This window comes from Streptomyces spinoverrucosus, assembly GCF_015712165.1.
Taxonomy (GTDB): Bacteria; Actinomycetota; Actinomycetes; order Streptomycetales; family Streptomycetaceae; genus Streptomyces; species Streptomyces spinoverrucosus_A.
Genome location: NZ_JADPZX010000003.1, coordinates 236,047 through 262,919 on the forward strand (window position 1 = coordinate 236,047; position 26,873 = coordinate 262,919).

Below are 26,873 nucleotides of genomic sequence, written 5' to 3' on the forward strand. Positions count from 1 at the left end.
GTGCCGCCGTTCTTCGGTACGGCCGGTACGCCCGTCGGCGACCGGTTCCTCGTACGGCCCGGCGAGCGGATCGCCACCGACGGCGTGGTCGTCGAGGCCACCCGGGTGGGGCGCCGACGCCCGGCTCGCCGCACGGCCGAGCCGGAGGGGGACGCGCAGAACGGCAAGGCCGCCGCCCCGCGGCTCGCCGAACAAGATCTTCGCCGTGATCGTCCCCGTCGTGATCGCCGTCGCGTTCGGCACATCGACGTCCCATTTCCCCTAAATCCATTGGTGTTATTTCCAGCCGCCCCTCCCGTGAGGGCATTTAGGAACTTATGCTGGCGATATGGGGCGTTATGCCCTATAGGTCTGCCGAGCAGCCAGTGTGCTGTGCGACCGCCTGGGCGGCCGGACGGCGGATCCTCACGCGCCGGTGACGCGCGATTCCCCGGTGCGTACGGGCACCGGTCACTGCTTGCCGGGCCCACAGCCCCAATATCCGACCCCCTAAGGGGGCGCCCAATGCGCGTGAACATCTCCAGGATCCGGCGTGCGGCGGTTGTCATCGGCTCCGCACCCCTCCTGGCCATTGCCGCTGGAGCCGGCGTTGCACAGGCGGCTGCCACTTCGTCGCCTCCCACCTCCGTGGTCCACCACGACAGCGGCTGGGGCTGGGGGGAGTGCAAGGACGACGGCTGGGGGTGGGGTGATCGCCACGACCGATGTGACCACGACCATGGACGTCATGTTGACCACGGCAAGGACCGCGATCACGGGCACGACCGCGACCACGGCAAGGACCGCGATCACGGGCGCGACCATGACCACGGCAAGGACCGCGATCACGGGCGCGACCATGACAACGGGCGCGACCGCGATCACGGGCGTGACCACGACAACGGACGGGACCATGGCAACGGGCGCGACCATGACAACGGAAAGGACCGCGACCACGGCCGTGACCACTGATCCAGTGCGGTGAACGACTCCATGGGAGGACCCATGTGAATCGGGGTGTCCGGGACAACCGGGCACCCTGTCCGATTGCTTTCACCGGATGACCGAGGTGGGAACGGGTGAAGATCGCGTGCGTGGGTGGCGGGCCGGCGGGACTCTACTTCGCGATCTCGGCGAAGCTGCGGGACGTCGGGCACCGGATCACCGTCCTGGAGCGCGACCCGCCCGGGGCGGGCTACGGCTGGGGTGTCGTCTACTGGGACGATCTACTGGACGTCCTCTATCGCAATGACCCGGAAAGCGCCCGTGAAGTGAGCGCGCGCTCCGTGCTGTGGCAGGACCAGCAGATCCAGGTCCGCTCCCGGCGCGGTGGCGGAACGGCGTTCTTCGGCGGCTATGGGTACAGCGTGAGCAGAGCGGCCCTGCTGGACGTGCTGACCCGGCGCGCGTCCGAGCTCGGGGTGGAACTCGACTACGGTCGTCGGATTCTGGACCCCTGCGAGCTGGCCGAGGCCGATCTCGTCGTGGCGGCCGACGGCGCCGGCAGCCGGATCCGCACGGTCGGCCGTGAACACTTCGGAACCCATGTCGCCGCAGGCCGCAATTCCTACCTGTGGCTGGGCACGGACCAGCCGCTCACCCACTTCGCCTTCTGCTTCGAGCAGACCCCCGCCGGGTGGATCTGGTTCCACGCCTACCCCTCCACGAAGACGGTGAGCACCTGCATCGTGGAGTGCCCCCCGGAGACCTGGCACGGTCTGGGGCTCGACCGGCTCGACGACGAGGAAGGGGTGCGACTGCTCGAAGGGATCTTCCGGCGCGCACTCGACGGGCATCGCCTGATCAGCAGGTCGCGCGGCCGGCCGGCACGGTGGCAGACGTTTCCCCATGTCACCAACCAGTGCTGGTACCACGGCCGGACCGTGCTGGTCGGCGACGCCGCCCACACCACGCACTTCACACTCGGCTCGGGCACACGGCTTGCGATGATCGACGCCGTCGTCCTGGCCCACAGTTTGACGGAGTACGTGGAGCTGGACGAGGCTCTGCACGAGTACGACCGGCACCGGCGCGCCGAACTGCACCCCGTCCAAGCGGCAGCGCGCTCCAGCATGGCCTGGTTCGAGCACCCCGACCGTTACCTGGCCCGCGACCCGGTGTCCTTCGCGTATGCCATGTCCGTCCGCCGGGGCAACCAGACGCCCTGGCGGTACCAGCTCCACCTCGCCACCCAGGCCGCCGCGGTGCGCAGCGTGCGCCGCGCCTACGACTCCGGTCGGCGCTGGTACCGCGCCCGCCGCCGTGGGGAAACACTTTGATGTGTGAGGGCGCGCGAAGTGTGAGGGCCGCCGATGTCTGACGGCCGCCTCTACGGCTATCGTCCGCAGGCCGCGTCGCCCTGGGCGGGCCGGTCCTGGTGGCCCACCCCGCGCAGTTCCACACAGCACATTCCCGGGGTCGGGGCGAGGACCGCGGTGGTGTTGTCGCTGCCCAGGCCCTCCAGGTAGCCGGCGAGAAAGGCACAGTTGATCCCGCACACCAGTTCCGGTGCCTTGGCCGCCAGCGGATGGAAGGGGCAGTTGCGCAGCCGCACCAGCATGGCTGCCGCGCGCTGCGGCTCGTACCCGAACCTCTCCAGCGTTTCGGCGGCCAGGCTGAGCCCGCGCTCGGCACCGAGCCGTCCCGGCCGCATCCGCTCTCGTTCGGCCGTCCCCACCGCTCGGCCCCGGTCGGCGGCGATGCGCAACGCCGACTGGTGGGCCCGCTCGCCGGGGGCTTCCGTCACCACGGCCTCGGTGAGAATGTCGGCCAGCATCTCGTAGCGCCGCTCGGGGATGCTGACGGTGATGCCGCACACCGCCGGCACGTATGTCTTCGGCCAGCGGCCGACCTTGCGGATACCGGCCGGAGGCGCGTAGTGGGCCTGCAGCAGGCCCGCCGTGACGAGCTTGTCCAGGTGGAAGGCCGCCAGCTTCCGGGAGATGCCGACCTGAGCCGCCACCTCTTCACGTGTGACCGGTCGGTGCTCGGTCCTCACGAACTCGAACATGCGTCGGCGCAGCTCGTCCCCGAGGGCGGCGAGAGCGGTCAGCGACGCTTCGTCGAGGGTCACACACGTAATTTTAGTCGTCGAGTCCTCAGGTGCCGCAGAGCGGCGCCAGCACCGAGAGACTGCTGTTCGCCTGACGCAGCGCCAATTCCAGGGCGGTCGGCGAGTGCAGCGCGCCCGTGCCGTCGGGCGGGATCAGCCACTCCAGGTATCGGGCGGACCGGTACGGAGGCGGCGCCGCCACCCATGCCCCCCGGCCCGCGTGCCGCAGACCGGCGCCGATCCACTTGCTGTCGGGGTCCGGCGGCAGGAAGAAGCCGACCCGGTGGGCGGCGGTGTCCACCAGCGTCGGGCCCGGCACCGGCAGCGTGGGCCGCCACAGCAGGTCCAGGGTGAGCAGGCCCAACTGGTCGGGGACGCTCAGCATGTCCCAGAAGCGGCCGGCCTCCAGCAGGACGACGCCCTCGCCCCGGTCCCAGTCCCGCTTGCACACCCTGGGGTCGGGCGCCGCGGCGGCGAGCCACTCCACTCCGCGCGTCCAGACGAGATCGCTCATGTTCCGCTCCGGGGGGACGTCCGCTCGGCCCCGGTGTGGGCCGATGCGGCATATGCATGCTGGTAGATATTTCTATCCGGCGGAAGGGGTGGCGCGGGCTGGCGTTTGCGGCGATTGCGTTCGAGACCCGCCCGCGTGCTCGACGCACGCCGTCGTGACCTGGCTGTGCGCCGGGCGGTCCGAGCTGTGTGCCCGGCGGTCAGCGGGGTACCCGTGCCGCGCTGAGGGGTCCGCGCCCGAAGGGCCCCGCCCGACCGGCGAAGGAGGAGGCCCGGATGACCAGTGGCACGGAGACCGGCGGCGTGACCGGCACGCCGGACAAGGACTACAACCTGATCTGGTATGTGGAGGCGTGTCTGAACAACGCGCTGCGCCTGGAGACGTACATCCAGGACGCGGAGCGCGACAAGGACACGGAGGTCGCGGAGCTGTTCCGCAAGGCCCAGGCGGACAGCCGCAAGGGCGCCGAACTGGGCAAGGCCCTCCTGCGCTCCCGGCTCGACGGCGGCTGATCCGGCCTGCTGGACGGCCCGGGGCCCGGACACCGACGCGACGCCGGTGCCCGGGCCCTCATGTGTGCGGGCCCGCCGTCAGTCGATGCGGTAACCGTCCCGGTACACCTTTCAGCGGCGGGGGTACGCCGCTATGGCAGCGGCTGTTCGGCCCAGATCACCTTGCCGCCGGGCAGATAGCGGGTGCCCCAGCGGTCGGCGAGCTGCGCCACCAGGAACAGGCCGCGGCCGCCCTCGTCGGTCATCGCCGCGTACCGCAGATGCGGGGCGGTGTTGCTGCTGTCGAACACCTCGCAGATCAGGCTCCGGTCCCGCAGCACCCGCACCCGGATCGGCGTACCGCCGTAGCGGATCGCGTTGGTGACCAGCTCGCTCATGATCAGTTCCGTGGTGAACGCCATGTCCTCCAGGCCCCACTCCGTCAGACGCCGGGTGAGCGCGGCGCGCACCTCGGCGACGGCGGCCGGATCGGACGGCACCTCGCAGGCGGCCACCCGGTCCGGCCCCAGGGCCTGGGTGCGGGCGACGATCAGGGCGATGTCGTCGCTCGGCCGGGCCGCCAGCCGCGAGTCCAGCACCGCCCGGCAGGTGTCCTCCGGCGACGGCCCGGCCTGCTCCAGCGAGGTGCGCAGCAGGTCGAGGCCGACGTCGATGTCCTGCTCCCGGGACTCCACCAGCCCGTCGGTGTACAGGACCAGCCGACTGCCCTCCGCCACCTCCACGTCCGCCGTCTCGAACGGCAGACCGCCCAGACCCAGCGGGGGACCGGCGGACACATCGAGGAACTCCACGCCGCCGTCGGGCCGGATCAGCGCCGGCGGCGGATGACCGGCGCGGGCGATCGAGCAGCGCTGCACCACCGGGTCGTAGATCGCGTACAGACAGGTCGCCCCGGTGATGTGCGCGCCGCCGCCCTCGGCGGCCTCGTCCTGGATCTGGGCGACCAGTTCGTCGAGCAGCCCGAGCAGCTCGTCGGGCGCGAGGTCCAGGGAGGAGAAGTTGTGCACCGCCGTGCGCAGCCGTCCCATCGTGGCCGCGGCGTGCAGCCCGTGGCCCACCACGTCCCCGACGACCAGGGCGACCCGGGCCCCGGACAGCGGCAGTACGTCGAACCAGTCGCCGCCGACCCCGGCCTGGGCCGGCAGATAGCGGTAGGCGATCTCCAGGGCGTCCTGGTCGGGAAGCCGGCGCGGCAGCAGACTGCGCTGCAGCGTCACCGCCATGGTGTGCTCGCGCGTATAGCGGCGGGCGTTGTCGATGGACACGGCGGCGCGGGCGACCAGCTCCTCGGCGAGAGCCAGGTCCTCCGTGTCGAAGGGCTCGGCGTTCTCCGAGCGCCAGAAGGTGACCATCCCGAGGATCAGGGAGCCCGCCCGCAGCGGCGCGGTGATCAGCGAGTGGATCCCGTAGTTCAGGGCCTGTGAGGTGAGTTCGTAGTCCTGCGCCTGCCAGCCGGGCGCATCCCGCAGGCTGGGCTCCAGGGTCGCCCGCCCCTCCCGCAGACTGCGGGCCTGCGGAGACGTGGGCACGAACCGGATCCGCTCGCCCACCGGATACAGCGGCGGATCCCTGCGGATCCCGGCCAGAGCCGTCCGGCGCAGCTCGGCCCCGGCCGTCGGCTGCTCACCGCTCAGTACGGCGCCGAACAGGTCCACGGTCACGAAGTCCGCGACCCGGGGCACGGCCAGCTCCGCCAGCTCCTCGGCGGTCCGGGTGACGTCCAGGCTGGTGCCGATGCCCGCGCCGGCCGCGTACAGCATGTCGAGACGCTCCCGCGCCACCTCGGCCCGGCCCGACAGGGCCCGCAGCTCGGTCGAGTCGCGCAGGGTCGCGACGCTGCCGTGCGGGCCGCCCCGCAGATGGGTGGGCCGCTGGTTGATCGCCAGCAGCCGGTCCTTGACCAGCCGCACCTCGTCCGTGGCGACCCGCCCCGACGCCAGCAACTCGGCGGTGTCCGCCGGCAGGCCGAGGTCGCCGACCCGGCGGCCCTCGGCGTCGTCGGGCAGGGCGAGCAGCCGACGGGCCTCGTCGTTGGCGAGCAGCAGGTCTCCGTCGCCGTCGACGATGAGCACGCCCTCCCGCACGGCGTGCAGGACCGCGTCGTGGTGCTCGTACATCCGGGTCATCTCACGCGGCCCGAGGCCCCGCGTCTGCCGCAGCAACCGGCGGCTCACCAGCGCCGTGCCCGCAGTGGCGAGGACCAGCCCGCCCGCCGCGGTGAACAGCACCAGCGGCAACTGCCGGTTGGCCGCGCCACCCACGTGCTCGGTGGTGATGCCGGCCGACACCAGGCCGACCACCTTTCCGTCCGGCGCCTTGATCGGCACCACGGCCTGCACCAGCGGCCCTATCGTCCCCGTGATCTCCTCGACGACGGTCCCGCCGGCCAGCGCGGGCCCCACCGTGCCGACGAACCGCTTGCCGATCCGGTCCGGGATGGGGTGCGTGTAACGGACCCCCTCGGTGTTCATCACGACGATGAAGTCGACCTTCGTCGCCGCACGGGCCGCCTCCGCCCGGGGCTGCAGGATGGCCGAGGGATCCGGACTGCTCAGCGCCTCGCGGGTGCCCGGCGCGTTGGCGAAGGTCTCGGCGACCGCCAGGGACCGGTTGCGGGCCTCCATCGTGCTGTCGTGACGGCTCTGCAACACCAGCGCCACCACGGCCACCACGACCAGCAGCAGAACGATGACGACCTGGAAGACGAACACCTGTCCGGCCACGCTGCGCCCGCTGAGCGCCGACCGTATGGCCGCGGCGGGACTCCACCGTGATCGGCGGCCGTGCCGTCGCCCGTCCGGCCCGCCGTCGACGGCCGACCCCGCCCGCCGCTCGCCCGGCGCGGAGGCAGGCGGACGCGCGGCGTGCGCTGCTACGGGGGGACGGGTGGGCCGAGTCCGGGATCGGCCCAATTGGCGGACCATGTGCCCTGTCTACACTCCCGAGCCCGAGGAGGCGAGGGAAGTCACGCCGTGTGGCGAGGGACGTGGGTCATGTGACGACGGCCTGGGTACGGTGCTCAGCCCGCGTTCCCGATCCGGCGGGCGGCGAGCAGCAGCGCGATGTCGTCGGGCCGGTCCACGGCATGCCGGGCCATCGCCGTGAGCCGGTCGGCCACGGTCACCAGGGAGCGGCCGCCCGGCCGGCCCACCGAGGCACCGGCCTTGGCCAGCGCCACCCGCAGGGCGCTGATCCCCTCGTCGATGTCGCCGCCCGGCCGCTCGACGAGCCCGTCCGTGTACAGGGCGAGCACGGCACCGGGATCCAGCACCAGTTCGGTCACCGGGTACTGGGCCAGCGGATCCACCCCGAGCACCACACCGCCGGGAATGTCCAGCACGAGCGTGCGCCCGCCCGGCCGGCGCAGCAGCGGCGGCAGATGACCCGCGCGGGCCACCATGGCCCGGCCGGTGACGGGGTCGAGCCGGACGTAGCAGCAGCTCGCGAACTGGCCGGGGTCGAGATCGATGAGCAGATGGTTGGTGCCGCTCAGCACCTCGTCCGGCCGCCGGTCGTCGAGCGCGAACGCGCGCACCGCGCTGCGCAGCTGCCCCATGGTCGCCGCCGCCTGCGCCCCGTGCCCCTGTACGTCGCCGATCACCAACGCGAGCCCGTCCCCGGCCTCGACGACGTCGTACCAGTCGCCCCCCACGTCCATGCCCTGCGTGCCGGGCAGGTACCGGCCCGCCGTCTCCACCCGGGGATGGACCGGCAGTCGCCGGGGGAGCAGGGCACGCTGCAGCCCGCGAGCGAGCGCGGCCTCGGTCTCGTAGCGCTGCGCCTTCTCCATGGCGTGCGCGATCAGCCCGGCGAGCGCGGTGAGGACCGTGCGTTCCTTGGTGCTGAAGCTGCGGGGCCGGTCGAAGCCGAGGATGCAGGAGCCGACCGGCCGCCCCGACGCGATCAGCGGCAGAAAGGCGCGGGCCCCCTCGGTGGCGTCCAGCGGGATACCGGGGTAGGCCTGCGCCAACTGCTGCATCGAGTCGAAGAACAGCGGCTGGCCCGTGGTCAGCGTCTCCACGCCGGGCAGCCGGGCGTCGAGGCCCACGCCCTCGAACGGCGCGAGGAAGCCCGGTGGGAAGCCGGTCTCCCAGGCCAGGTACAGGTGCCGTTCCTGGAGCAGATAGATGGCGAGACGGCGGCCACCGAACGCCGGCAGCAGCTCCTGCATGACCACGGCGGAGACCTGCCGCGCGGTGGTCGCCTCGGTCAGCGCGATGGCGAGGACGATCGGCCGGTGCACCGGTGAGGTCGCCGCCACGTCGGTGCCCGAGGCGTCGTCCGCGGCCTCGGGCGCGACCGGGGGCTGCGAGCCGCGGTGGGCGGGGCCGATGGTGCAGGTCAGAAGGTCCGGGCCGGGATGGACGGAGATGGCCAGCCAGTCCCCGTCGTACGGCTCGAACCGCTGGGCGCCGCTCTCCCGCCCGCCCGGCGGCGGGCGCCTGACGTGGAAGTGCACGGGCTCGGGGGACAGCAGCGCCGCCCGCAGATGGTCCTCGCACGACGGCTGGCCCAGCCACGGCACGCCCTCCCACAGCGCACGCCCGAGGAAACGTGCCCGCGGCTCGCCCAGCAGCTCGGCGGCGCACGGATTGGCGTACACGATCAGCCCCAGCCGGTCCAGGGCGAACACTCCCTGGGGCAGCTGGTCGGCGGCCGCGTCCCCCACCGCGGCCGCGTCGAGCACCACCCCGTCGACCGGCTGGTCCGGGCCGTACACGACGACGTCCGGGCTCCACAGCTCCAGCAGCCGGGGCGCGCCCTCGGCGGTCCGCAGGTGCAGCGGCCCGGACGGCTGCTTGCCGGCGGCCGCCTCCCGCAGCAGGTCCACGAGCCGGTCCCTGTCCTCCGCGGCCACGGCCCGGACCAGCGCGTCCGCACCCCAGGGCCGATCCCCGACGGCCGGCCGCAGCAACTGCCTCGCGTTGTCGTCCGCCGTGACGACGTCGGTCGTGGGTTGCCAGGCGAACCGCCCGACCCGCAGCACCGTCGGGCGGGTGCCGGGCGGTCGCAGGCACAGCGGCTCGTCGTCCCAGACGAGCGGCACCCCCGCCGCCTCCAGCCGCCGCACGGCCGCCCCCAGCTCCTCGGCGATCCGGGCCACCCGGTCCCGCTCGACGAGCACCTCGGTGATGTCGGAGGCGGGCGGCAGCAGCACGGTCAGGACACCGAAGGGCGCCGACGTCCCCATGACGGGCACGTTGATCGTCCCCACCGGGAACGGCAGCCCGGCCGCGAACTGCGGATAGCGGCGCATGCTCTCGGTGTTGTTCGGCAACACCACCTGCACGCCGAGCCGGTAGGCGTCGGCGACCGGGAAACGGCGGTCCACGTGCAGCCGCCACCAGGGCCGGTACAGCCGGCCGGGCAGCCCCACCAGGACGGCGAGCCGCAGGACGCCGGGTGTGCCGGACGGCATGTAGACGCCCCCGGCGCGGCCACTGGTGGCGCGGACCGCCTCGGCCGCGGCGTCGGCCAGCAGCGTGGCCAGCCCGCCGGGCGTCCCGTTCCGGCCCTCGGCGCTCCCAGTCATCGGTCCTACCTCGTCCATGCGCGCCGTTGCGCAGGCGACACAGCAAGAATGCGCCTCGACGCCCCTAGCCCGCACCCGGGGCGGGCGCGATTCCGGAGCGTACGCCGTGGGTCGGCCCAGGGGACCCGCCCGGACATCGCCGATGTGCCGAAACGGGGGCCGAGTCCCGGGGCAGGTGCCGGGGTGCCTCGGGTCATCCGCGACGTGGGTTCCGGGCGGGTGCCGGGGTGTCTCGGGTGATCCGCGACGTGGGTTCCGGGCGGGTGCCGGGGTGTCTCGGGTGATCCGCGACGTCCGTTCCGGGCGGGTGCCGGGGGTGTCTCGGGTGATCCGCGACGTCCGTTCCGGGCGGGTGCCGGGGGTGCCTCGGGTCATCCGCGACGTCCGTTGCGAGCAGGTGCCGGGGTGCCTCAGGACGCCCGCAACGTTCGCTTCGCGAGTTCGTACGCCGGGAGCATCGCCTCGTGCTCCGCCGTGTTCAGCCCGCCGAGGTGCAGAACGACCGGTCCGTCCGGCGTGGTGACGGCGAGCGCGCGCTCCGTCTTGGTCTCGTCCATCAGCTCGCTCTCGTACAGGTACTCCACCTCGGCACCGGAGAGGTCACCCGCCTCGAACGGCTGGTACTTCTCCTCGCTGACCCCCTTCTCGGCGGCCAGGAACCCCTCCAGTACGGCCCGCGCGTCGGCGTCGCCCGGCTCGCCGGTCCAGACCCGCAGGAAGCCGATGTGCCCGGCGGGCTTGGCGTCCACCTCACAGGCGGCGGTCACCGGACCCTGCCGCCACATCATGTCGGCGACCTCCTCCGGCAGGTCCTGCGAGGTGCCGAGGGTGGACTCCGCCTCCCACTTCGCGGCGATGTCGAAGGTCACGGGCAGCTCGCAGGCGGACCCCGCCGCCCCGATCGTGCCGCCGCCCCCGACGCCCTCGGCCGCCTTCTCCGGCGCCGAAGCGCTCGCGGCCGCCCTGGCGTCGTCCTCCGCCGCTGCCCCGCAGCCGGTCAACAGCCCCGCCACCACTGCCACGTGGACCAGCCCCCGCCACGCGTTCCCCGCCCCGACCTGCACCGCGGTGTCTCCTCTCGGTTGAGGCGGGCACTGTATCCCGGGCGCTCCACCGAGCCGCGCGCAGGTACGGCGCCTCAGCCGGCCAGAGTGACCCGCGCCGCCTGAAGCGCCCGCACGGCGTAGGACCGGCCGAACAGCACGGCGTGCACGAGCAGCGGGAAGAGCTGGTGCAGCGCGACGCGGTCCCGCCAGCCGTCGGCGAGCGGGGCGGCCTCCTGGTAGCCGTCGAGCACGTCGTCGAGGTGGGGGCAGCCGAAGAGACGCAGCATGGCGAGGTCGGTCTCGCGGTGCCCGCCGTGCGCGGCCGGGTCGATGAGCCAGGCGTGCCCGTCGGCGCCCCACAGCACATTGCCGTTCCAGAGGTCGCCGTGCAGCCGGGCGGGCGGCTCGGCGGGCCCCGCCAGTTCCGGCAGCCGCTCGCAGACGCGTTCGAAGACTTCGGCCTCGGCGGCACGCACGGTGCCGTCGTCCACGGCACGCCGCAGATACGGCAGCACGCGGTGCTCGGCGTACCAGGTGGGCCAGTCGGTGCCGGTGACGTTGCGCATGGGGGCGAGCCCGATCGACGCGTCCGTCGGGCCGCCCGGCGGCGGAGCCCCGAACGCCTCCGCCCCGGAGGCGTGCAGCGCGGCCAGGTCCCGCCCGAACCGCACCGCCGCCCGCCCGCCGGGCCGCCCGTCCGCCACCCGGTCGGTCACCAGCCACCGCCCGTCATGGCCGTGCACGGCCGGCACCCGCACCGCGCCCGCCGCGCCCAGCCACCGCAGTCCCGCCGCCTCGGCCCGCACCCCACCCGGCGCGTCCTGGCGTTTCACCATCACCACCCGCCCGTCGTCGAGGGTGACCTCGGCGAGCGTGCCGGACACCGGTCGTACACCGGTCACCGCCCGCCCCGTGAACCGGGCCGCCGCGGCCTCGGGCCCCTGGTCGCTGCTCTGCACGGCCCCACCGTACGACAGGCCGGAACCGGCCATTTGCGGTATCGGCAAAGGCATTTGTCCCCAGAGCCCGGTCGCACGAGGCTCGGTCCCAGGACGCCGACCGGCACCGACAGCCCCGAGGAGACGCCATGACCGAACTCCCCGCACCCACCGAGCCCGCCGCCTTCTGGGAGGCCCGCTACCGCGACACCGACCGCGTCTGGAGCGGCCGCCCCAACGCCCTGCTCGTCCGAGAGGCGGCCGACCTGAAGCCCGGCACCGCCCTCGACCTGGGCTGCGGAGAGGGCGCCGACGCGGTGTGGCTGGCGTCCCGCGGCTGGCAGGTCACCGGCGTCGACATCTCGGCCACCGCCCTGGAACGCGCCGCCCTGCACGCCGCCGAAGCCGGGGTCGGCGACCGCACGGCCTGGGAACGGCACGAACTCGGCCACAGCTTCCCCAAGGGCAGCTTCGACCTGGTGAACGCCCAGTACCTGCAGTCCCCGGTGGGCCTCGACCAGCAGGGGGTGCTGCGGCGCGCCGCCGAGGCCGTCGCCGAACAGGGCACGCTCCTGATCGTGATGCACGCGGGCTGGCCGTCCTGGCAGACGAGGCCGCCCTTCGAGGCCGTCTTCCCCACGCTGGAGAGCGTCCTGGCCGAACTGTCGCTGCCCGAGTCGGGCTGGACCGTCGAGACGGCGGAGACGATACGGCGCTCGAGCGTCTCACCCGACGGGGAGGAGGGCTTCCGCGAGGACAACGTGTGGCGCATCCGGCGCCTGTGAGAGCGGCTCCGTGTGACCGGCACCCGCCACGGGAACTCGGCGGCCATGACCGAGCAGGCAGCACTCCACGCGTCGTACTGGCTCGACACCCTCCCGCCCGGCGACCCGGCACCCCCGCCGGCCGGCGACTTCCAGGTCGACGTCGCCGTCATCGGGGCGGGCATGGCCGGGCTGAGCACGGCGTGGGAACTGACCCGGCGCGGGCACGGGGTCGCCGTGCTGGAGGCCGACCGGATCGCCGCCGGCGTCACCGGGCACACCACCGCCAAGCTCAGCGCCCAGCACACCCTGATCTACGACCGGCTGCGGCGCACCCGGGGCACCGACGGGGCGCGCCTGTACGCGCGCTCTCAGACGGAGGCCATCCACCACGCCGCCGAGATCGTCCACGAACTGGGCATCGAGTGCGACTGGGAGGACACCGCCGCCTACACCTTCGCGCAGGGCCGCCGCCGGATCCCCGAGCTGCGCGCAGAGGCGGAGGCGGCCAAGGAGGCGGGACTGACCGCCGAGTTCGTCACGGAGACGGACCTGCCGTTCCCGGTCGCCGGCGCGGTACGGGTCGCGGACCAGGCCCAGTTCCATCCGCGCAAGTACCTGCTGGCGCTGACCGACGCCATCCGCAGCGGGGGAGGGCAGCTGTACGAGGGGACACGCGTCCTCGGGCTCACCGAGGGGGAGCCGTGCGTGCTGACCACGGAGGAGGGCACCCGGGTGACCGCCCGGGCGGTCGTGGTCGCCACGCACTACCCGGTCTTCGACCGTGCCCTGCTCTTCACCCGCCTCGCACCGCGCCGGGAGGTCGTCGTCGCCGCCCCCGTCGACACGGCCAAGGCCCCCGAGGGGATGTACATCACGCCCGAGCACCACACCCGCTCGGTGCGCACGGCACCGTACGCGGACGGCAAACGGCTGCTCATCGTGACCGGCGAGCACTTCACCCCCGGCAGCGGCCGGGACTCCGGGGAGCCGTTCGCGACGCTCACCAGCTGGGCCGAACGCCACTTCGGCACGCTGCACCTCAGCCACCGGTGGGCCACCCAGGACAACGACTCCACCGACCACGTGCCGCTCGTCGGCCTGCTGCACCCCGCGAGCCGCCATGTCTACGTCGCCACCGGCTTCGGCGGCTGGGGTCTGAGCGGCGGCATCATGGCCGGCCGTCTGCTCTGCGACGAGATCACCGGCCGTCAGGCGCCGCCGTGGAGCGAGCTGTACGACCCGCGCCGCATCACCCCTGTGCTGCGCGAGGGCGGCCAGTTCATCCGCCACCAGGCCAATGTCGCCCGCCACTTCATCGGCGACCGGCTGCCGGCCCTGACCCGGCCGGGCCTGGAGGACCTGGCCCCCGGCGACGGCGCCGTCGTGCACATCGGCGGCCGCCGCTGCGCGGTCCACCGCGACGAGGACGGACGGCTGCACGCCGTGTCCGCCCGCTGCACCCACCTGGGCTGCCTCGTGGCGTTCAACCGCGCCGAACAGGCCTGGGAGTGCCCCTGCCACGGCTCCCGCTTCGCCCCCGACGGCCACGTCCTCCAAGGCCCGGCGGTACGACCACTGGAACAGCGGGACATCTGAGGGTCAACGGCCGTCTCGTAGCGCCCGCGCATGGCTCATGAACGCCGCCAACCCCACCTCGAACGCCCGGTCCGCCCGCCCCTCGCCCACCGCCGCGAGCACCCGGCCGAGGCGGGGCGTGGGGGCCTGGTCCGTCAGTTCCCACATCGTCTCCGGCGCCGCGAGGTCGAGCGCCGAGCCCAGCACCAGGTTCTCCAGCGCGATCAGCAGCGGCATCACCTCGGTGTCGGTGAAACCGGCGTCGAGCAGCAGGCCCACCGCCCGCTCGTACTGCTCCAGCACCCGAGGCGCCCGCACCGGTGACGTCATCAGCAGCGGGATCGCCTTCGGGTGCGCGGCGAACGCGGCGCGATAGGACCGAGCCCAGGCCTCCAGCGCCTCGTCCCAGGGCGTGCGATCCAGGGTCCCGGGGTCGATCGCGGACGTGACCCGCTCGCGCAGCAGCTCGACGATGCCGTCCCGGCCGTCCACATGGTGGTACACCGACCCCGTCTGCGCCCCCAGCCGCCGGGCTATCTGCGGCACGCTGAAGTCGCCCTGTTCATCGATCAGTTGGAGCGCGGTCGTGGTGATGCGTTCACGATCGAGCAGCGGTGTGCGCGGCCGTCCCATGGTCAGTGTGCTCCCTGAGGTCTTCCCGGATGCCCAACGGGGAGGCTACATTGCGGAAACCGAAAGCCTTTAGGTTTACGTGCTCAGGGCGCTCCGGGGCACGTCATCCATGGTGCGCCGGAGCAACCCCCCGCGCCCCCTCCCGGCCACCCGCACCCCATCACGTGCCGCCCCCTCCAGTCCCGCCGCTCGAAGGGCCAGACGCGCATGACCCCGACCACCCCCGACGCCCCCGCCGACAGAGCACCGGCTCCCACGCCCACCCTCCGCTCCGGCTCCCTCGGCACCGCCGACATCGCCTTCTTCGTCGTCTCGGCCGCCGCCCCGCTCACCGTGATGGCGGGCGTCGCCCCGCTGGCGATCCTGCTCGGCGGCATAGGCGCCCCCGTCGGCTACCTCCTCGCCGGCATCACTCTCGCCGTCTTCGCCGTCGGCTTCACCACGATGAGCCGGCACGTCCGTGGCGGCGGCGCCTTCTACGCCTTCATCACCCGCGGCCTCGGCCGCCGCGTCGGCATCGGCGCCGCCCTGCTCGCCCTGGTCGGCTACAACGGCATGGAGATCGGCGTCTACGGCCTCCTCGGCACGGCCACCCAGGACACCGCACAGGCCCTCTTCGGCACCGACCTCCCCTGGCTGCCGATCTCGCTGGCGGGCCTGCTGCTCATCGGCTACGGCGGCTACCGCTCCATCGACTTCGGCGCCAAGGTCCTCGGCGTCCTGCTGGTCGCCGAGACCGGCATCCTCGTCCTGCTGGCGGCGGGCGTGCTGCTCAAGGGCGGCGCCCACGGACTGTCCGCCGCCTCCCTCGCCCCCGGCAACGTCCTCGTCCCCGGCACCGCCGCCGTACTCGCCTTCGCCTTCGCCGCGTTCACCGGCTTCGAGTCGACCGTCATCTACCGCCGCGAGGCCCGCGACCCGCACCGCACGGTCCCGCGCGCCACCTACCTCGCCGTCGGCTTCCTCGGCGTCTTCTACGCGTTCACCGTCTGGATCGTCATCCAGGCATTCGGCAACGCGGAGGTCGTACGGGCGGCGGGCGAGGACCCGGGCGCCCTCTTCTTCACCGCCATCACCACCTACGTCGGCGGCTGGGCGGCGGACCTGATGCACGTCTTCATCGTCACCAGCGTTCTCGCCTCCCTCCTCGCCTTCCACAACGCCATCAACCGCTACGCCCTCGCCCTCGCCGAAGAAGGCGTCCTGCCGCGCCCGTTGGCCCGCATCCACCCCCGCCACCGCTCTCCGTACGTGGCCGGAATCACCCAGACCGTCCTCGGCGCCCTCGTCGTGCTCGCCTTCTGGGCGGCGGGCGCCGACCCGTACGGCCAGCTGCTGCTGTGGGTCAACACCCCAGGCATGATCGGCCTGATGGTGCTGCAACTGCTCGCCGCGATCGCCGTCCCCTGCTACTTCCGCCGCGTCCGCCATCAGGAGGGCGCCCTGCGCACGCTCGTGGCACCGGTCCTCGCCACCGTCCTGCTCGCCACGGCGATCGCACTGGTGGTGACCCACGTCGACCACTTCACGGGCGCGTCCCCGACCGTGAACACCCTCCTGGTCGCCGTCGCCCCCACCGCCTTCGCCGCCGGGCTCCCGCTGGCGTGGTGGCTGCGCCGCAGGCGCCCCGAGGTCTACGAGGCGTTCGCCGCCGAGCCCGTGGAAGGCACCGCCGACGCCCCACCTGCCAGGGACACCACAGCGTCCGCCTCCGCCGAATGACCCTCCACGACAAGGGAGTTGTCGACATGCCCACGGCCGACCTCGTCCTCACCGGCGCCCAGGTCCGCACCCTCGACCCCGCCCGCCCCCGCGCCACCGCCGTCGCCGTCCGTGACGGGGTCGTCGTGGCGGTCGGCGAGGAGAGCGACGTACGCGACTGGCGCGGCCCGGGCACGGAGGCCGTACCGCTGGAAGGCGCCCACCTCGTGCCCGGTCTGGTGGACGCCCACAGCCACCCCGTGTGGGGCCTGGACATGGCGACCGGGACGGACCTGTCCGCCGTGCGGGACCTGGCCGGACTGCGTGCCGCTCTCGCGTCGGCGGCGCGCGTCGACGGCTGGGTGATCGGTTTCGGGCTGGACCACAACGCCTTCGAGGGCCGCCCCGTCGACCGTGCTCTCATCGAGGACGCCCTCGGCGGAGCCCCGGCCTTCCTGCGGCTGTACGACGGTCACTCCGCCCTCGCCAGTGGTACGGCGCTAGGCGCGGCGGGCGTGACCGGGCCGCGCGCCTTCGCGCAGCGCTCGGAGGTCGTCTGCGACGCCACCGGTCGCCCCACCGGCCATCTCGTCGAGCACGCCGCGATCGACCTGGTGGCCCAGGTGATGCCCCGCCCGTCGTACGCCGAACGCCGCGCCCGCCTGGTGGAGCTGCTCTCGGCGATGGCGGCGACCGGCCTGACCGGCGCCCATGTGATGGACGGCGGGGACCTGGACCTCGTCGAGTCCGTGGCCCGCGAGACGGTGCTGCCGGTGCGGCTGCGGTTCGCACCCTGGTGCATGCCCGGCGCGGAGAAGGACGACCTGGACGAGCTGGTCGCCGCACAGGGGCGGGGTGGGCGGCACTGGCTGGTCGGCGGGGTGAAGTTCTTCATCGACGGCACCGTCGAGGGCGGCACCGCCTGGCTGGAGCACCCGGACTGCCACGGCCGGGGCACGGAGGCGTTCTGGCCGGACCCCGAGGCGTACGCCGCCGCCGTACGGCAGCTGCACGCTGCCGGTGTCCGCACGGCCACGCACGCCATCGGCGACGCGGCGGTACGCCACGTCCTCGACGTGGTGGCCGCCCTCGGCCCCGGCGCCCGCGGGGCGCACCGCGTCGAGCACATCGAGACGGCACCGGACGACCTGCTGCCGCGCTTCGCCGAACTGGGCGTGACGGCGTCCATGCAGCCGCCGCACACCGCCTACACCCGCCCCGACGGCACCGACGAGTGGTCCCGTCGCCTGGGCGCTGACCGTGCCGCCCACGCCTGGCGGCTGCGCGACCTGCGGGACGCCGGAGCGACGGTCGCCCTCGGCTCGGACTGGCCGATCGCCCACTACGACGCCCGGGCCGTGCTGGCCACGGCCCGCCACCCCAAGGGCGCCGCATCGCACCGCGCGGGCCTCACCGGTCTTCAGGCCCTGGAGGGCTGCACGACCCACGCGGCGTACGCCGCCGGCGAGTCCGGCACGGCGGGCCGGATCGCCCCCGGCCTCCGCGCCGACCTCACGGCCCTCGCCGTGGACCCGGTCGAGGCCCCCGCCGACGAGCTGGCTCAGGCACCGGTGCGCCTGACCGTGACCGGCGGGCACGTGGTCCACCGGGCGGGCTGAGCGACGGGCGTTTGTGCCTCGCGGATCGGATCACCCGGGGAGCGACAGCGAACGCCTCCAACGCTTGGAGTGAACGATCGTGGCGCGAGAGAAGAAGGCCAAGGCCAAGATGGAACAGGCCAAGGGCAAGGCCAAGGAGGCGGTCGGCCGCGCGGTCGGCAACGAGCGGATGACCGCCGAGGGCAAGATGGAACAGGCCAAGGGTGACGCTCGCCAGTCGAAGGAGAAGGCCAAGGACACGTTCAAGCACTGACCGGCGACGTACGAGGAGCGGGCCCCCTGGCTGCGCCGGGGAACCCGCTCCTCGTTCTCGAAGTGCGTACGGCGGCTCAGATCCCGCAGGAGGACGCGGACCAGAACCGGCTGTCGCGGTGGTCGAGGTGCGTGTGGTCGCCGTGGCCGGGGTAGCCCGGGCCCAGGATGCCCCGGAAGCCGTGGTTGCGGGCCTGCTTGGCCAGCGTGCACAGCGAGTGCGGGCCGGACCCGAGGTCGGCGGCGTCACCGTACAGATGACGGCTGTTGCTCGCGCCGCCCACCGCGTCGTTGCAGGCGTGCGAGCGGAAGCCGCTGGTCACCCGGATCGGCTGGTCGCCGAGGGCGTGCCGCATGGCCTCCAGCTTCCACATGGTGCGCAGCGCGTTGGACTTGGCGATCGCGGCACTGACCGCACCGCCGGCCCAGGTGCTGTTGCAGTCGTTCAACTCGCTGTACGAGAAGTGGACCGGCGTGCAGTCGTCGTCCTGCAGGGCGTAGAGCTTGCTGAAGGTGTTCGGACCGGCGACGCCGTCCGCGGCCAGGCCGTACGCCGACTGGAAGCGCTTGAGGGCGGCCTCGGTGGCCGGCCCGAAGGCGCCGTCGACGGCCAGTACGGCGCCGTGGCCCGGGTAGCCGCCGAGCCGGATCTGCAGCTGGGTGACGTCGGCTCCCGAGGAGCCCTGCGAGAGGGTGCGGTTCCAGGTGTAGCAGCCGTCGGCGTGGGCGGTGCCGGCGGTGGCGAGCGTGCCCGCCCAAGCGCCAGCCATGACCATGACAAGTGCGACGAGGAGTCGAACGGTTCGTCTGAACATCTGAGCTCCATGTCGGGGGAGAGATGTGGTGTTGCCGGGCGTGGGGGGCGTGTGACGCGCGTCAACGATGGGGCACGCCGCCGTGGGCGCGCAAGGGCGGGGCCGTCCGGTTGCCCGGACGGTCACCGCCCCTTGGCGCGTCATTCACGGCCGCGCACGCCATGGGTCAGGAGAACAGCAGCCGCCAGGTCAGCGGACCCGGGTGACCGTCCGCGTCACCGCGCAGCTCCGCGCGCGACTTCTGGAAGTCCCGCACGTTCAGCCGGTCCGCCTCGCCCCACGTCCGGCTCGGACCGACCCGGTAGTGGTCGCCGAAGCCCCGCTTCACGAGCTGCTTGCCGAGCCGGAGCACGTACTCGTTCGACGCCCCGTCCCGGAAGTACTTGCGGCCCGGGAACGCGGGAACCTTCGGCTTGCTCGGCGTCGGCGGCTTGCTGTCACCGGTGTCGTCGTCCCCCAGGTCGAGTTCGGCCTTGGCGTACTTCACGATCCGGGCGAAGTCGATCGCGCCCGGGTCGCCGTGCGAGTTCTCCGGCACGTGCATGTGCCCGCACACGCCCCTGAAGTCCGACCACTTGCCCCCCGACATCCGCTGGCCGGCGCCGTTGGCGTACGACGACGGATACGCCGGCCACTGCTTCGGCCCCGACAGCGACACGCCGTGCTCCTCGTGCGCCCACGCCAGGAACCGGGCGACGCCGCGCAGCGCCCAGTCCGGCGCGTCCGGCCAGTAGACGTGGCTCTGTCCGGCGGCCTTCCACTTCGCGTGCGTCTTGGGGTCGCAGGTGCCGACCAGCTCGACCTGGCACACGTTGAGAGTGTTGGTCTCGACGCCGCCCCTGAGGTTCTGCAGCGCTCTGGACGAGCTCTCGATGTCGAAGTGCTGGTACCACTTCAGCTTCTTCGCCCCCAGGTCCGGCACCGCGGTGAGGTTCGGCGCCGAGGAACCCCCGCCGTAACCGGGCAGGGAGCGGCCCTCGGTGGTGTGCAGGACGACGACGTTGACCTCCATCGGTGTCCCGCCGAAGTCGTCCTGGTACCAGTTGGCCCGGCTCGCGCCCGGGAATCGCTGCGGTCCTGTCTTCGTGCTCAACTCGTCCTCCCCCGTGGAAGTTGACTTGCCATCAGGCCGTGACTACTGATCAGGAACGAGGAACGCGTACGAACGGTTCCGCCCTCCGATCGCAGGATCCGGACGCTTGACCGTTGATACGAGTGTTTTCAGCCAAACTCACAGCGTGACTAGGCGGGCACGTCCCGTGCGGATAGCGTGAGCCCGCCGCGTCGCCACACCGGGGGCACAGGGCCCCGCAGGGACTTGCGAGCGGCGGAGGGTTACCCCCTTGACCACAGCATCCGTGCTGATGGCCGACGTCTTCCAGGTTCAGCCCTACACATCCCACTGCGAGGTGATCCACGCCGAGGGCGCGCATGCCGTCATCGGCGTGTCGCCGGGCAACAGCTACTTTTCCGCCCGGCGTCTGCACGACCTCGCCCGCTGGGGGCTGGACCACTTCGAGAAGGTCGACTTCGTCTACACCGACCTGTACCTGGCCGAGATGTACGAGGCGTCCGGCTACACCCCCGACGACGCCCGCAGAAAGGCGGTGAAGAACCTCAGAGGCGTCCGCGCGAAAGTCCGGGACGCGGTGACCGTCGCCGACCCGGAGGGGGCGCGGCTGCGCTGGCAGCCGATGTCCGACTTCCGGTCCAACCCGTCGTACCAGGAGATCCACCGGCATCTGGAGTCCCGGCTGGCCACCGACGACGACTTCCGCGCGGTGTGCGAGGCCCTCGTGAGCCGGTTCCTGGCCGCCCGCGGGGAGGCGCCGAGCGAGCGGCAGCGCGCGGTGTGCGTGGAGTACGTGTGCGCGGAGGCCCCGCTGTTCCTGGACACCCCGGCGATCCTCGGCGTGCCGTCCTCGCTCAACTGCTACCACCAGCTCCTGCCGATGGCGGAACTGCTCTACTCGCGCGGCGCCGGGCTGCGCGCCTCCCGCAACCAGGGCCACGCCGTGGTCACCCCCGCCACCGCCGAAGGAGTCACCGCATGACCACCGCCCTGGACGCCGCCCGCGCCACGGACATCCTCGACTTCCCGTTCTCGTGGGACGGGACGCGGGTGCCCACCGAGGTGGAGCAGCTGCGCGCCACGACCCCGGTGCGGCGGGTCCGCACCATCGCCGGCGACGAGGCCTGGCTGGTGTCCTCGCACAGCCTGTGCCGGCAGGTCCTGGAGGACGACCGGTTCTCCCTGAAGGACACCTCCGCCCCGGGCGTTCCGCGCCAGTACGCCCTGACGATCCCGCCCGAGGTCGTGAACAACATGGGCAACATCACCGGCGCCGGCCTGCGCAGGGCGGTGATGAAGGCGCTCAACCCCAAGGCGTCGGGCCTGACCGAGTGGATGCGCGCGGAGGCCGAACGCCTCGTCGACGCCCTCGTCGAGTCCGGACCCACCGCGGATCTGCGGGCCGCGTTCTGCGATCCGTACTCGGCCGCGATGCACTGCCGGATCCTCGGCATCCCGCAGAGCGAGGCACCTCGCTTCCTGCGCAGCCTCGACATCGCGTTCATGAACTCGCCGTGCCCCGTCACCGGCGCGAAGATCAACTGGGACCGGGACATCAGCCGCATGAGCGCGCTGCTGAACGATCCCGCGACCCAGGGCCTGATGGGTGAGCTGGCCGCCCTGCGCGACAACCCCGAGTACGCGCACCTGACCGACGAGATGCTGGCCACCGTCGGCGTCACCATGTTCGGCGCGGGCGTCATCTCCACGTCCGGCTTCCTGGCCATGGCGCTGGTCCACCTGCTCGTCCACCGCGCCACCTGGGACCTGCTCCGGGACCACCCGGAGCTGCTCGACCGCGGGGTGGAGGAGCTGCTGCGGGTCAACCTCTCCATCGGTGACGCCCTGCCCCGCCTGGCCCTCGCGGACGTCCGGCTGGGTGACGTGGAGATCAAGCGGGGCGAGCTCGTCCTGGTCCTGGTCGAGGGCGCCAACCTCGACCCGGAGAAGTTCCCCAACCCGCACCGCTTCGACGTGCACCGCGAGAACGCCGGCGACCACCTCTCCTTCGGCGGCGGTTCGCACTACTGCCCGGCGACCGCGCTGGGCCGAGCCCACGCCCGGATCGCCCTGGAGGTGCTCCAGCGGCGCCTGCCCGACCTGAGCCTCGCCGTGCCGGTGGAGCAGCTCGTGTGGCGCACCGGCTTCATGAAGCGCCTCCCCGAGCGGCTGCCGGTGGCCTGGTAGCACGGCGTCGTCCCCGTCCCGCCACCCCTGGGACGGGGACGCCCGCTTGTCAGCCCTCGGCTCGTCGCCCCTCGGCTCGTCAGTCCTGCGCGACCAGTGCCGGCGTCGACCGCGTCAGCACCTCACCCCGGAAGAAGGCCGGGCTGCGCCACCGCATCACGGACATGATCACCAGGCCCAGGGCCAGCAGCCCCACACCGATCACGAACACCGACCCCACCCCCAGCACGGACGACCCGCTGCCGTACGCCGGGTCCCACATGTCGACCAGCGTCTTGGCGAAGACCGCCGCCAGCAGCACCCCGCCGACCACCGGGAACAGTCCCTTGAACACCAGGTCGCGGCCGGAGCGCAGCAGCTCCGCCCGGAAGTACCAGGCACAGGCGAAGGCCGTCAGGGCGTAGTAGAAGCAGATCATCAGGCCGAGCGCGTAGATGGTGTCGACCAGCACGTGCTCGCTGACCAGCGTCATCACCGTGTAGAACACGCCGGTCGCGATGCCCGCGGTGACCGTGGCGCGCCCCGGCGTCCTGAATCGGGGGTGCACCCGGGCGTACGAGGCAGGCAGCGCCTCGTACGTCGACATCGCCAGCACCGTACGGGCCACCGGGATGAACGTGGTCTGCAGGCTGGCCGCGGCCGACGCGAGCACCGCAACGAAGAGCAGGATGCCGAGGGCCGGGCCCATCACCGGGCCGGCCAGCGCGGCGAAGACGTTGTCGGAGGTCTCCGGGTTGGCGAGGCCGAGCCCCTGGTCACCGGAGCCGACGACCATCTGCGCCGCCACACCGGTGGCCAGGTACGAGCCGACCAGCACCACCATGGCGACCAGTGCCGCGCGGCCGGGGGTGCGACCGCTGCCGCTGGTCTCCTCGTTGGCGGTCAGGCAGGCGTCCCAGCCCCAGTACATGAAGATCGACAGCGACAGACCGGCGGTGAACGCGGCGAACGACTGCACGGCGAACGGATTCAGCCACGACCACGAGAACTCCGCCGAGGTCGGGAACCCGGCGTCCCCCGCCTTCCCGAAGGCCATCGCCACGAACACGGCCAGCACCACCAGCTGCAACGCCACCAGCGCGTACTGCACACCCTTGGTCGCGGTCATCCCGCGGTAGCTGATCACCGTCGCGACCGCGATCAGTGCGAGGCAGGTGACGATGTGGACGGCCTTGTTGTCGTCCAGGGCGGCGACGGACTCACTGCCCGTGACCTCGCCCGCGAGCAGCCAGAAGTACGAGGTGGCCACGCCGGCCAGATTCGACAGCACGATGATCGTGGCGATCACCAGCCCCCAGCCGCACATCCAGCCCAGCCGCGGCCCGAACGCCTTCACCGTCCAGGTGAACGAGGTGCCGCAGTCCGGCATCGCCTTGTTCAGCTCGCGATAGGCGAAGGCGACCAGCAGCATCGGCAGGAAGCCCGCGAGGAACACGGCGGGCATCTGCACGCCCACCTCGCCCGCCGTGGAACCGAGCGTCGAGGTGAGGCAGTACACCGGCGCCACGGTGGACACACCGATGACCGCGCTGCCCAGCAGGCCGACGGAGTTCCCGCTCAGGCCCTTGGCGCGCATGCCCCCGACGGGGGCCGCGTCCGTGTCTCCGGCCTGCGGCCGTACGTCCAGCTGAGTCATGAACAGGACGTTAAATCCTGCGGTTTCCGTGCCAACTCGACGTGACGTCGGCCTGGCCGGACACTCAAAATCCGATCATTCGACGGCGCAGCGTCCATATGACCTGCGATTGAAAGGGTGATTGCGATTGCTGTACCGGACTTCCAAAGTCGACTTCCGGGCGTCCGATATTCGGTAATCGCAGCGAGGCCCGATGTGGCGCGTCGCAATCTTTCCGCGTGATCCGCGCCACACCGGGCCTCGCGCCCGTTCACACGCGTGCGGCGAACCGCTCCCACACGCGGTGGCTCCTCAACAGCCCCGTGATCTCCTCCAGCACCCCGGTGCCGGTCTCGCCGGTCACCACCCCGGGCGCGTCGGCGGGGACGCCCGCGGCCTCCAGCGCGGACCGCGCGCCTGCCCAGCCGCCGATCGCCTTGCCGTGCCGGAACACCTCGGCCAGCATCAGCAGCACCCGTGGGTCGGTGGGCCGCGCGCCGTTCGGCTCGCCGTTGCCCGCCTTGGCGTCCCGGGCACCGTAGGCGTCGCCGCCGGGACCCGGCACGCCCGCCAGCAGCAGGGCGTCGAACTCGATCGAGCGGGCCGTGGCGAACGTCCGCTGCACGGTGATCGGCTCGCCCTCCGAGTCGAGCTTGCCGCCGGACGGCGCGATCACCAGGGGCACCATCCCGCCCCTCAGGACGGTCTCGCGCACTACGCGCACCCCGTCCAAGTCGCCCGCTCCGTCGGTGACGATCCCGACGATCCGGCCGTCCAGCGGCCAGGTCCGGCCGAGCTGCGACAGCGCGGGGGAGGGCTCGACGGCCTCGATCGGCACCGTCGGCTCGGGAGCCGGCAGCCCCAGCCCGGCGGCCACCGGCTCGCACAGCTCGGGGTCGATGTTGGCCAGCACCCGCAGACCCCGCTCCTTGATGGCCTGCTCGTAGCACTTGCCCAGCTCGAAGGTGTACGCCGCGACGATGTGCTCCCGCTCCACCGGGCTCATGCTCCGCCAGAACCGCCGGGGCTGGCTGAAGTGGTCCGCGAACGACGTCGGCGCCTCACGGACCTTCTGCGCCTCGGGCACCGTCACCGGCGCCTCGATGTACGCGTGGGTGTCCGCACCCGCCAGGAACGGGCAGCCGCCGTCGAGCGAGTTCGGCCGGTAGGGCGCCGCGCCGCTGTGCACAGCCGTCTGGTGCATGCCGTCGCGCAGCATGTCGTTGATCGGCGCGTGCGGGCGGTTGACCGGGATCTGCGCGAAGTTCGGCCCGCCCAGGCGGGTGATCTGCGTGTCCAGGTACGAGAAGAGTCGTCCCGCCAGCAGTGGGTCGTCGGTGATGTCGATACCGGGCACGAGATGGCCGGGGTGGAAGGCCACCTGCTCGGTCTCGGCGAAGAAGTTGGTCGGATTGGCGTTCAGGGTCAGAAGCCCGATCGGCTGCACCGGCGCCAGCTCCTCGGGAACGATGTTCGTCGGATCGAGCAGATCGATGCCCTCGAACGTCTGCTCGGGCGTGTCCGGGAATGTCTGGATGCCCAGCTCCCACTGCGGGTACGCCCCCGCCTCGATGGCGTCGGCGAGGTCGCGGCGGTGGAAGTCGGGGTCGACACCGCTCGCGATCTGGGCCTCCTCCCACACCAGGGAGTGCACGCCCAGCTTCGGCTTCCAGTGGAACTTCACCAGCGTGGTCCCACCCTCGGCGTTCACCAGCCGGAAGGTGTGCACGCCGAAGCCCTCCATCATGCGGAACGACCTGGGGATGCCCCGGTCGGACATGTTCCACAGCGTGTGGTGGGTGGCCTCGGTGTGCAGGGTGACGAAGTCCCAGAACGTGTCGTGCGCGCTCTGCGCCTGCGGGATCTCCCGGTCCGGGTGGGGCTTGCCGGCGTGGATGACGTCGGGGAACTTGACCGCGTCCTGGATGAAGAACACCGGAATGTTGTTGCCCACCAGGTCGAACGTGCCCTCGCTGGTGTAGAACTTCGTCGCGAAGCCCCGGGTGTCACGGACCGTGTCGGCCGAGCCGCGCGAGCCGAGCACGGTCGAGAACCGCACGAACACCGGCGTCTCGACGTCCTTCCGCAGGAAGGCCGCCTTGGTGACGCTCGCCGCGCTGCCGTAGCCCTGGAAGATCCCGTGGGCGGCGGCGCCACGCGCGTGCACGACCCGCTCGGGGATGCGCTCGTGGTCGAAGTGGGTGATCTTCTCCCGCAGGTGGTGGTCCTGTAGCAGGACCGGCCCGCGGGAGCCCGCCTTGAGGGAGTGGTCGGTGTCGTACAGCCGGTTGCCCTGGGCGGTGGTCAGGTAGGGGTCGCGCTGCCCCTGTGTCGTCGGGTCGGCGCCGGTCGGCGTGCCCGTGGGGCTCACCGTCGCGGGAGCGGCCTGGTCGGGCTTCGGCGGCAGCGGCCCCCTCGGCTCGGTGGGTTCGTGCACGGGCGGCGACTCGGCTCCGGGCCGGCCCGGGACGCCCTCCGCGGGCCCGTCGTCACCCAGGGCGGCAGCGGCCTTGTCGGCCACGGCTTTGATGGGGTTCTTGTCGCTCATGGCACTCCCTGGAGAAGTAAGGGTCGAAATCCGATTCGCGCCGGTCAGGCCCGCAGCGACACCGCACGCGAGGCCCTGAGTACCCGAAGCCCCCGCACCGAACCGTCCGCATTTCGGCCGGTTGGAGAGTCCCGCCTGCGTGGCACCTGGGTCGTATGCAAGGGATACGAGCGACGGCGCGCACGGTCCGACGCCGCCACGGCGCGGCTGTGGCGGCGGTACGGCGGGCCTTCTCCGCCCCCGGCCGGGAGCGCGACCTGGCGGTGCAGGCGGTGAAGGCGGCGCTAGGGCCTGTCGTTTGGATCAGGTCGGCTGTGAGGCTCGGCGCCTTCCGGCCGGCCCGAGCGGGGCCTGGTGCGTGCAGCTGCAAGGCGGAGGAGGGCGGCGACGCGGAGCGTCGCCAACCGACGACAACGCGGCAGATGGGCGTGCCAGGCCCCGCGACGCCGGCATGATCCAAACGACAGGCCCTAGCCGCGTGGGTGGCCTGGGCGGTGGTGGGGTGGTGGCTGCGC

21 protein-coding genes and 1 pseudogene are annotated in these 26,873 nt (G+C 72.5%); 11 read left to right on the forward strand and 11 right to left on the reverse strand.

Annotated elements, in window-relative coordinates; genetic code table 11:
- Positions 1-18 precede the first annotated feature (18 nt).
- From I2W78_RS40920 to I2W78_RS38630, 3 genes and pseudogenes are all read left to right on the forward strand, one after another.
- A pseudogene (locus I2W78_RS40920) lies at positions 19-244 on the forward strand (hypothetical protein); the annotation flags it as partial.
- A gap of 260 nt (positions 245-504) precedes the next feature.
- A complete protein-coding gene (locus tag I2W78_RS38625; RefSeq protein WP_196465424.1) occupies positions 505-951 on the forward strand; it encodes a hypothetical protein in 447 nt (148 codons plus the stop codon).
- Between the two features lie 107 nt (positions 952-1,058).
- A complete protein-coding gene (locus tag I2W78_RS38630) occupies positions 1,059-2,258 on the forward strand; it encodes an FAD-dependent monooxygenase (protein ID WP_196465425.1) in 1,200 nt (399 codons plus the stop codon).
- A gap of 56 nt (positions 2,259-2,314) precedes the next feature.
- On the opposite strand, the gene I2W78_RS38635 is transcribed toward I2W78_RS38630, so the two are convergent.
- Both I2W78_RS38635 and I2W78_RS38640 read right to left on the reverse strand, forming a co-directional pair.
- Positions 2,315-3,052, reverse strand: a complete 738-nt coding sequence (locus I2W78_RS38635) for a helix-turn-helix transcriptional regulator (RefSeq protein ID WP_196465426.1) — start codon at positions 3,050-3,052, stop codon at positions 2,315-2,317.
- A 25-nt stretch (positions 3,053-3,077) separates the two neighbouring features.
- Positions 3,078-3,545, reverse strand: a complete 468-nt coding sequence (locus tag I2W78_RS38640; RefSeq protein ID WP_196465427.1) for a hypothetical protein — start codon at positions 3,543-3,545, stop codon at positions 3,078-3,080.
- Between the two features lie 275 nt (positions 3,546-3,820).
- On the opposite strand from I2W78_RS38640, the gene I2W78_RS38645 reads away from it, so the two are divergent.
- Positions 3,821-4,057, forward strand: coding sequence for a hypothetical protein (locus tag I2W78_RS38645; RefSeq protein ID WP_196465428.1), 237 nt, complete (start codon positions 3,821-3,823; stop codon positions 4,055-4,057).
- Positions 4,058-4,188: 131 nt separating this feature from the next.
- Here the strand turns inward: I2W78_RS38645 and I2W78_RS38650 are convergent, their stop codons facing one another.
- The 4 genes from I2W78_RS38650 to I2W78_RS38665 all read right to left on the reverse strand — a co-directional run bounded on the left by I2W78_RS38650 (position 4,189) and on the right by I2W78_RS38665 (position 11,595).
- The gene (locus I2W78_RS38650; protein WP_196465429.1) at positions 4,189-6,981 is read right to left on the reverse strand and encodes a SpoIIE family protein phosphatase; all 2,793 of its coding nucleotides are present in this window, start codon (positions 6,979-6,981) and stop codon (positions 4,189-4,191) included.
- 95 nt (positions 6,982-7,076) lie between these two features.
- On the reverse strand, positions 7,077-9,590 hold the full coding sequence (locus I2W78_RS38655; RefSeq protein ID WP_196465430.1) for a SpoIIE family protein phosphatase: 2,514 nt from the start codon (positions 9,588-9,590) through the stop codon (positions 7,077-7,079).
- Between the two features lie 410 nt (positions 9,591-10,000).
- A complete protein-coding gene (locus I2W78_RS38660) occupies positions 10,001-10,654 on the reverse strand; it encodes a lipoprotein (protein ID WP_196465431.1) in 654 nt (217 codons plus the stop codon).
- Positions 10,655-10,728: 74 nt separating this feature from the next.
- Complete coding sequence (locus tag I2W78_RS38665) at positions 10,729-11,595, reverse strand: fructosamine kinase family protein (protein WP_307784045.1); 867 nt, start codon at positions 11,593-11,595, stop codon at positions 10,729-10,731.
- Positions 11,596-11,723: 128 nt separating this feature from the next.
- Between I2W78_RS38665 and I2W78_RS38670 the strand changes: the two genes are divergently transcribed.
- Together I2W78_RS38670 and I2W78_RS38675 are read left to right on the forward strand one after the other, a co-directional pair.
- On the forward strand, positions 11,724-12,359 hold the full coding sequence (locus I2W78_RS38670) for a class I SAM-dependent methyltransferase (RefSeq protein ID WP_196465433.1): 636 nt from the start codon (positions 11,724-11,726) through the stop codon (positions 12,357-12,359).
- Positions 12,360-12,404: 45 nt separating this feature from the next.
- Entirely contained in the window at positions 12,405-13,937 is a 1,533-nt protein-coding gene (locus I2W78_RS38675; RefSeq protein ID WP_196465434.1) for an FAD-dependent oxidoreductase, read from the forward strand.
- 3 nt (positions 13,938-13,940) lie between these two features.
- On the opposite strand, the gene I2W78_RS38680 is transcribed toward I2W78_RS38675, so the two are convergent.
- Complete coding sequence (locus tag I2W78_RS38680; protein WP_196465435.1) at positions 13,941-14,549, reverse strand: TetR/AcrR family transcriptional regulator; 609 nt, start codon at positions 14,547-14,549, stop codon at positions 13,941-13,943.
- 207 nt (positions 14,550-14,756) lie between these two features.
- On the opposite strand from I2W78_RS38680, the gene I2W78_RS38685 reads away from it, so the two are divergent.
- The 3 genes from I2W78_RS38685 (at position 14,757) to I2W78_RS38695 (ending at position 18,122) form a co-directional block, all read left to right on the forward strand.
- Positions 14,757-16,271 carry an APC family permease gene (locus I2W78_RS38685; protein WP_196465436.1) on the forward strand — a complete coding sequence of 505 codons (1,515 nt, stop codon included), beginning with the start codon at positions 14,757-14,759 and terminating at the stop codon, positions 16,269-16,271.
- Between the two features lie 26 nt (positions 16,272-16,297).
- Positions 16,298-17,869: an amidohydrolase gene (locus I2W78_RS38690; protein ID WP_196465437.1), complete on the forward strand. Its 1,572-nt coding sequence runs from the start codon at positions 16,298-16,300 to the stop codon at positions 17,867-17,869.
- A 79-nt stretch (positions 17,870-17,948) separates the two neighbouring features.
- Positions 17,949-18,122: a CsbD family protein gene (locus I2W78_RS38695; RefSeq protein WP_196465438.1), complete on the forward strand. Its 174-nt coding sequence runs from the start codon at positions 17,949-17,951 to the stop codon at positions 18,120-18,122.
- A gap of 76 nt (positions 18,123-18,198) precedes the next feature.
- Here the strand turns inward: I2W78_RS38695 and I2W78_RS38700 are convergent, their stop codons facing one another.
- Positions 18,199-18,936, reverse strand: a complete 738-nt coding sequence (locus I2W78_RS38700) for a D-Ala-D-Ala carboxypeptidase family metallohydrolase (RefSeq protein ID WP_196465439.1) — start codon at positions 18,934-18,936, stop codon at positions 18,199-18,201.
- Between the two features lie 166 nt (positions 18,937-19,102).
- Positions 19,103-20,029, reverse strand: a complete 927-nt coding sequence (locus I2W78_RS38705; protein ID WP_196465440.1) for a peptidoglycan-binding protein — start codon at positions 20,027-20,029, stop codon at positions 19,103-19,105.
- Between the two features lie 250 nt (positions 20,030-20,279).
- Between I2W78_RS38705 and I2W78_RS38710 the strand changes: the two genes are divergently transcribed.
- Entirely contained in the window at positions 20,280-20,990 is a 711-nt protein-coding gene (locus I2W78_RS38710; protein ID WP_230887091.1) for a tRNA-dependent cyclodipeptide synthase, read from the forward strand.
- On the forward strand, positions 20,987-22,195 hold the full coding sequence (locus I2W78_RS38715; RefSeq protein WP_196465441.1) for a cytochrome P450: 1,209 nt from the start codon (positions 20,987-20,989) through the stop codon (positions 22,193-22,195). Before I2W78_RS38710 ends, I2W78_RS38715 begins: the two co-directional genes overlap by 4 nt.
- A 79-nt stretch (positions 22,196-22,274) precedes the next feature.
- Here I2W78_RS38715 and I2W78_RS38720 read toward each other — a convergent pair whose 3' ends face one another.
- Together I2W78_RS38720 and I2W78_RS38725 are read right to left on the reverse strand one after the other, a co-directional pair.
- Positions 22,275-23,831: an APC family permease gene (locus I2W78_RS38720; RefSeq protein WP_196465442.1), complete on the reverse strand. Its 1,557-nt coding sequence runs from the start codon at positions 23,829-23,831 to the stop codon at positions 22,275-22,277.
- 250 nt (positions 23,832-24,081) lie between these two features.
- Positions 24,082-26,358 (reverse strand): catalase, encoded by a 2,277-nt coding sequence (locus I2W78_RS38725; protein WP_196465443.1) that lies wholly within the window; start codon positions 26,356-26,358, stop codon positions 24,082-24,084.
- Between the last annotated feature and the right edge of the window lie 515 nt (positions 26,359-26,873).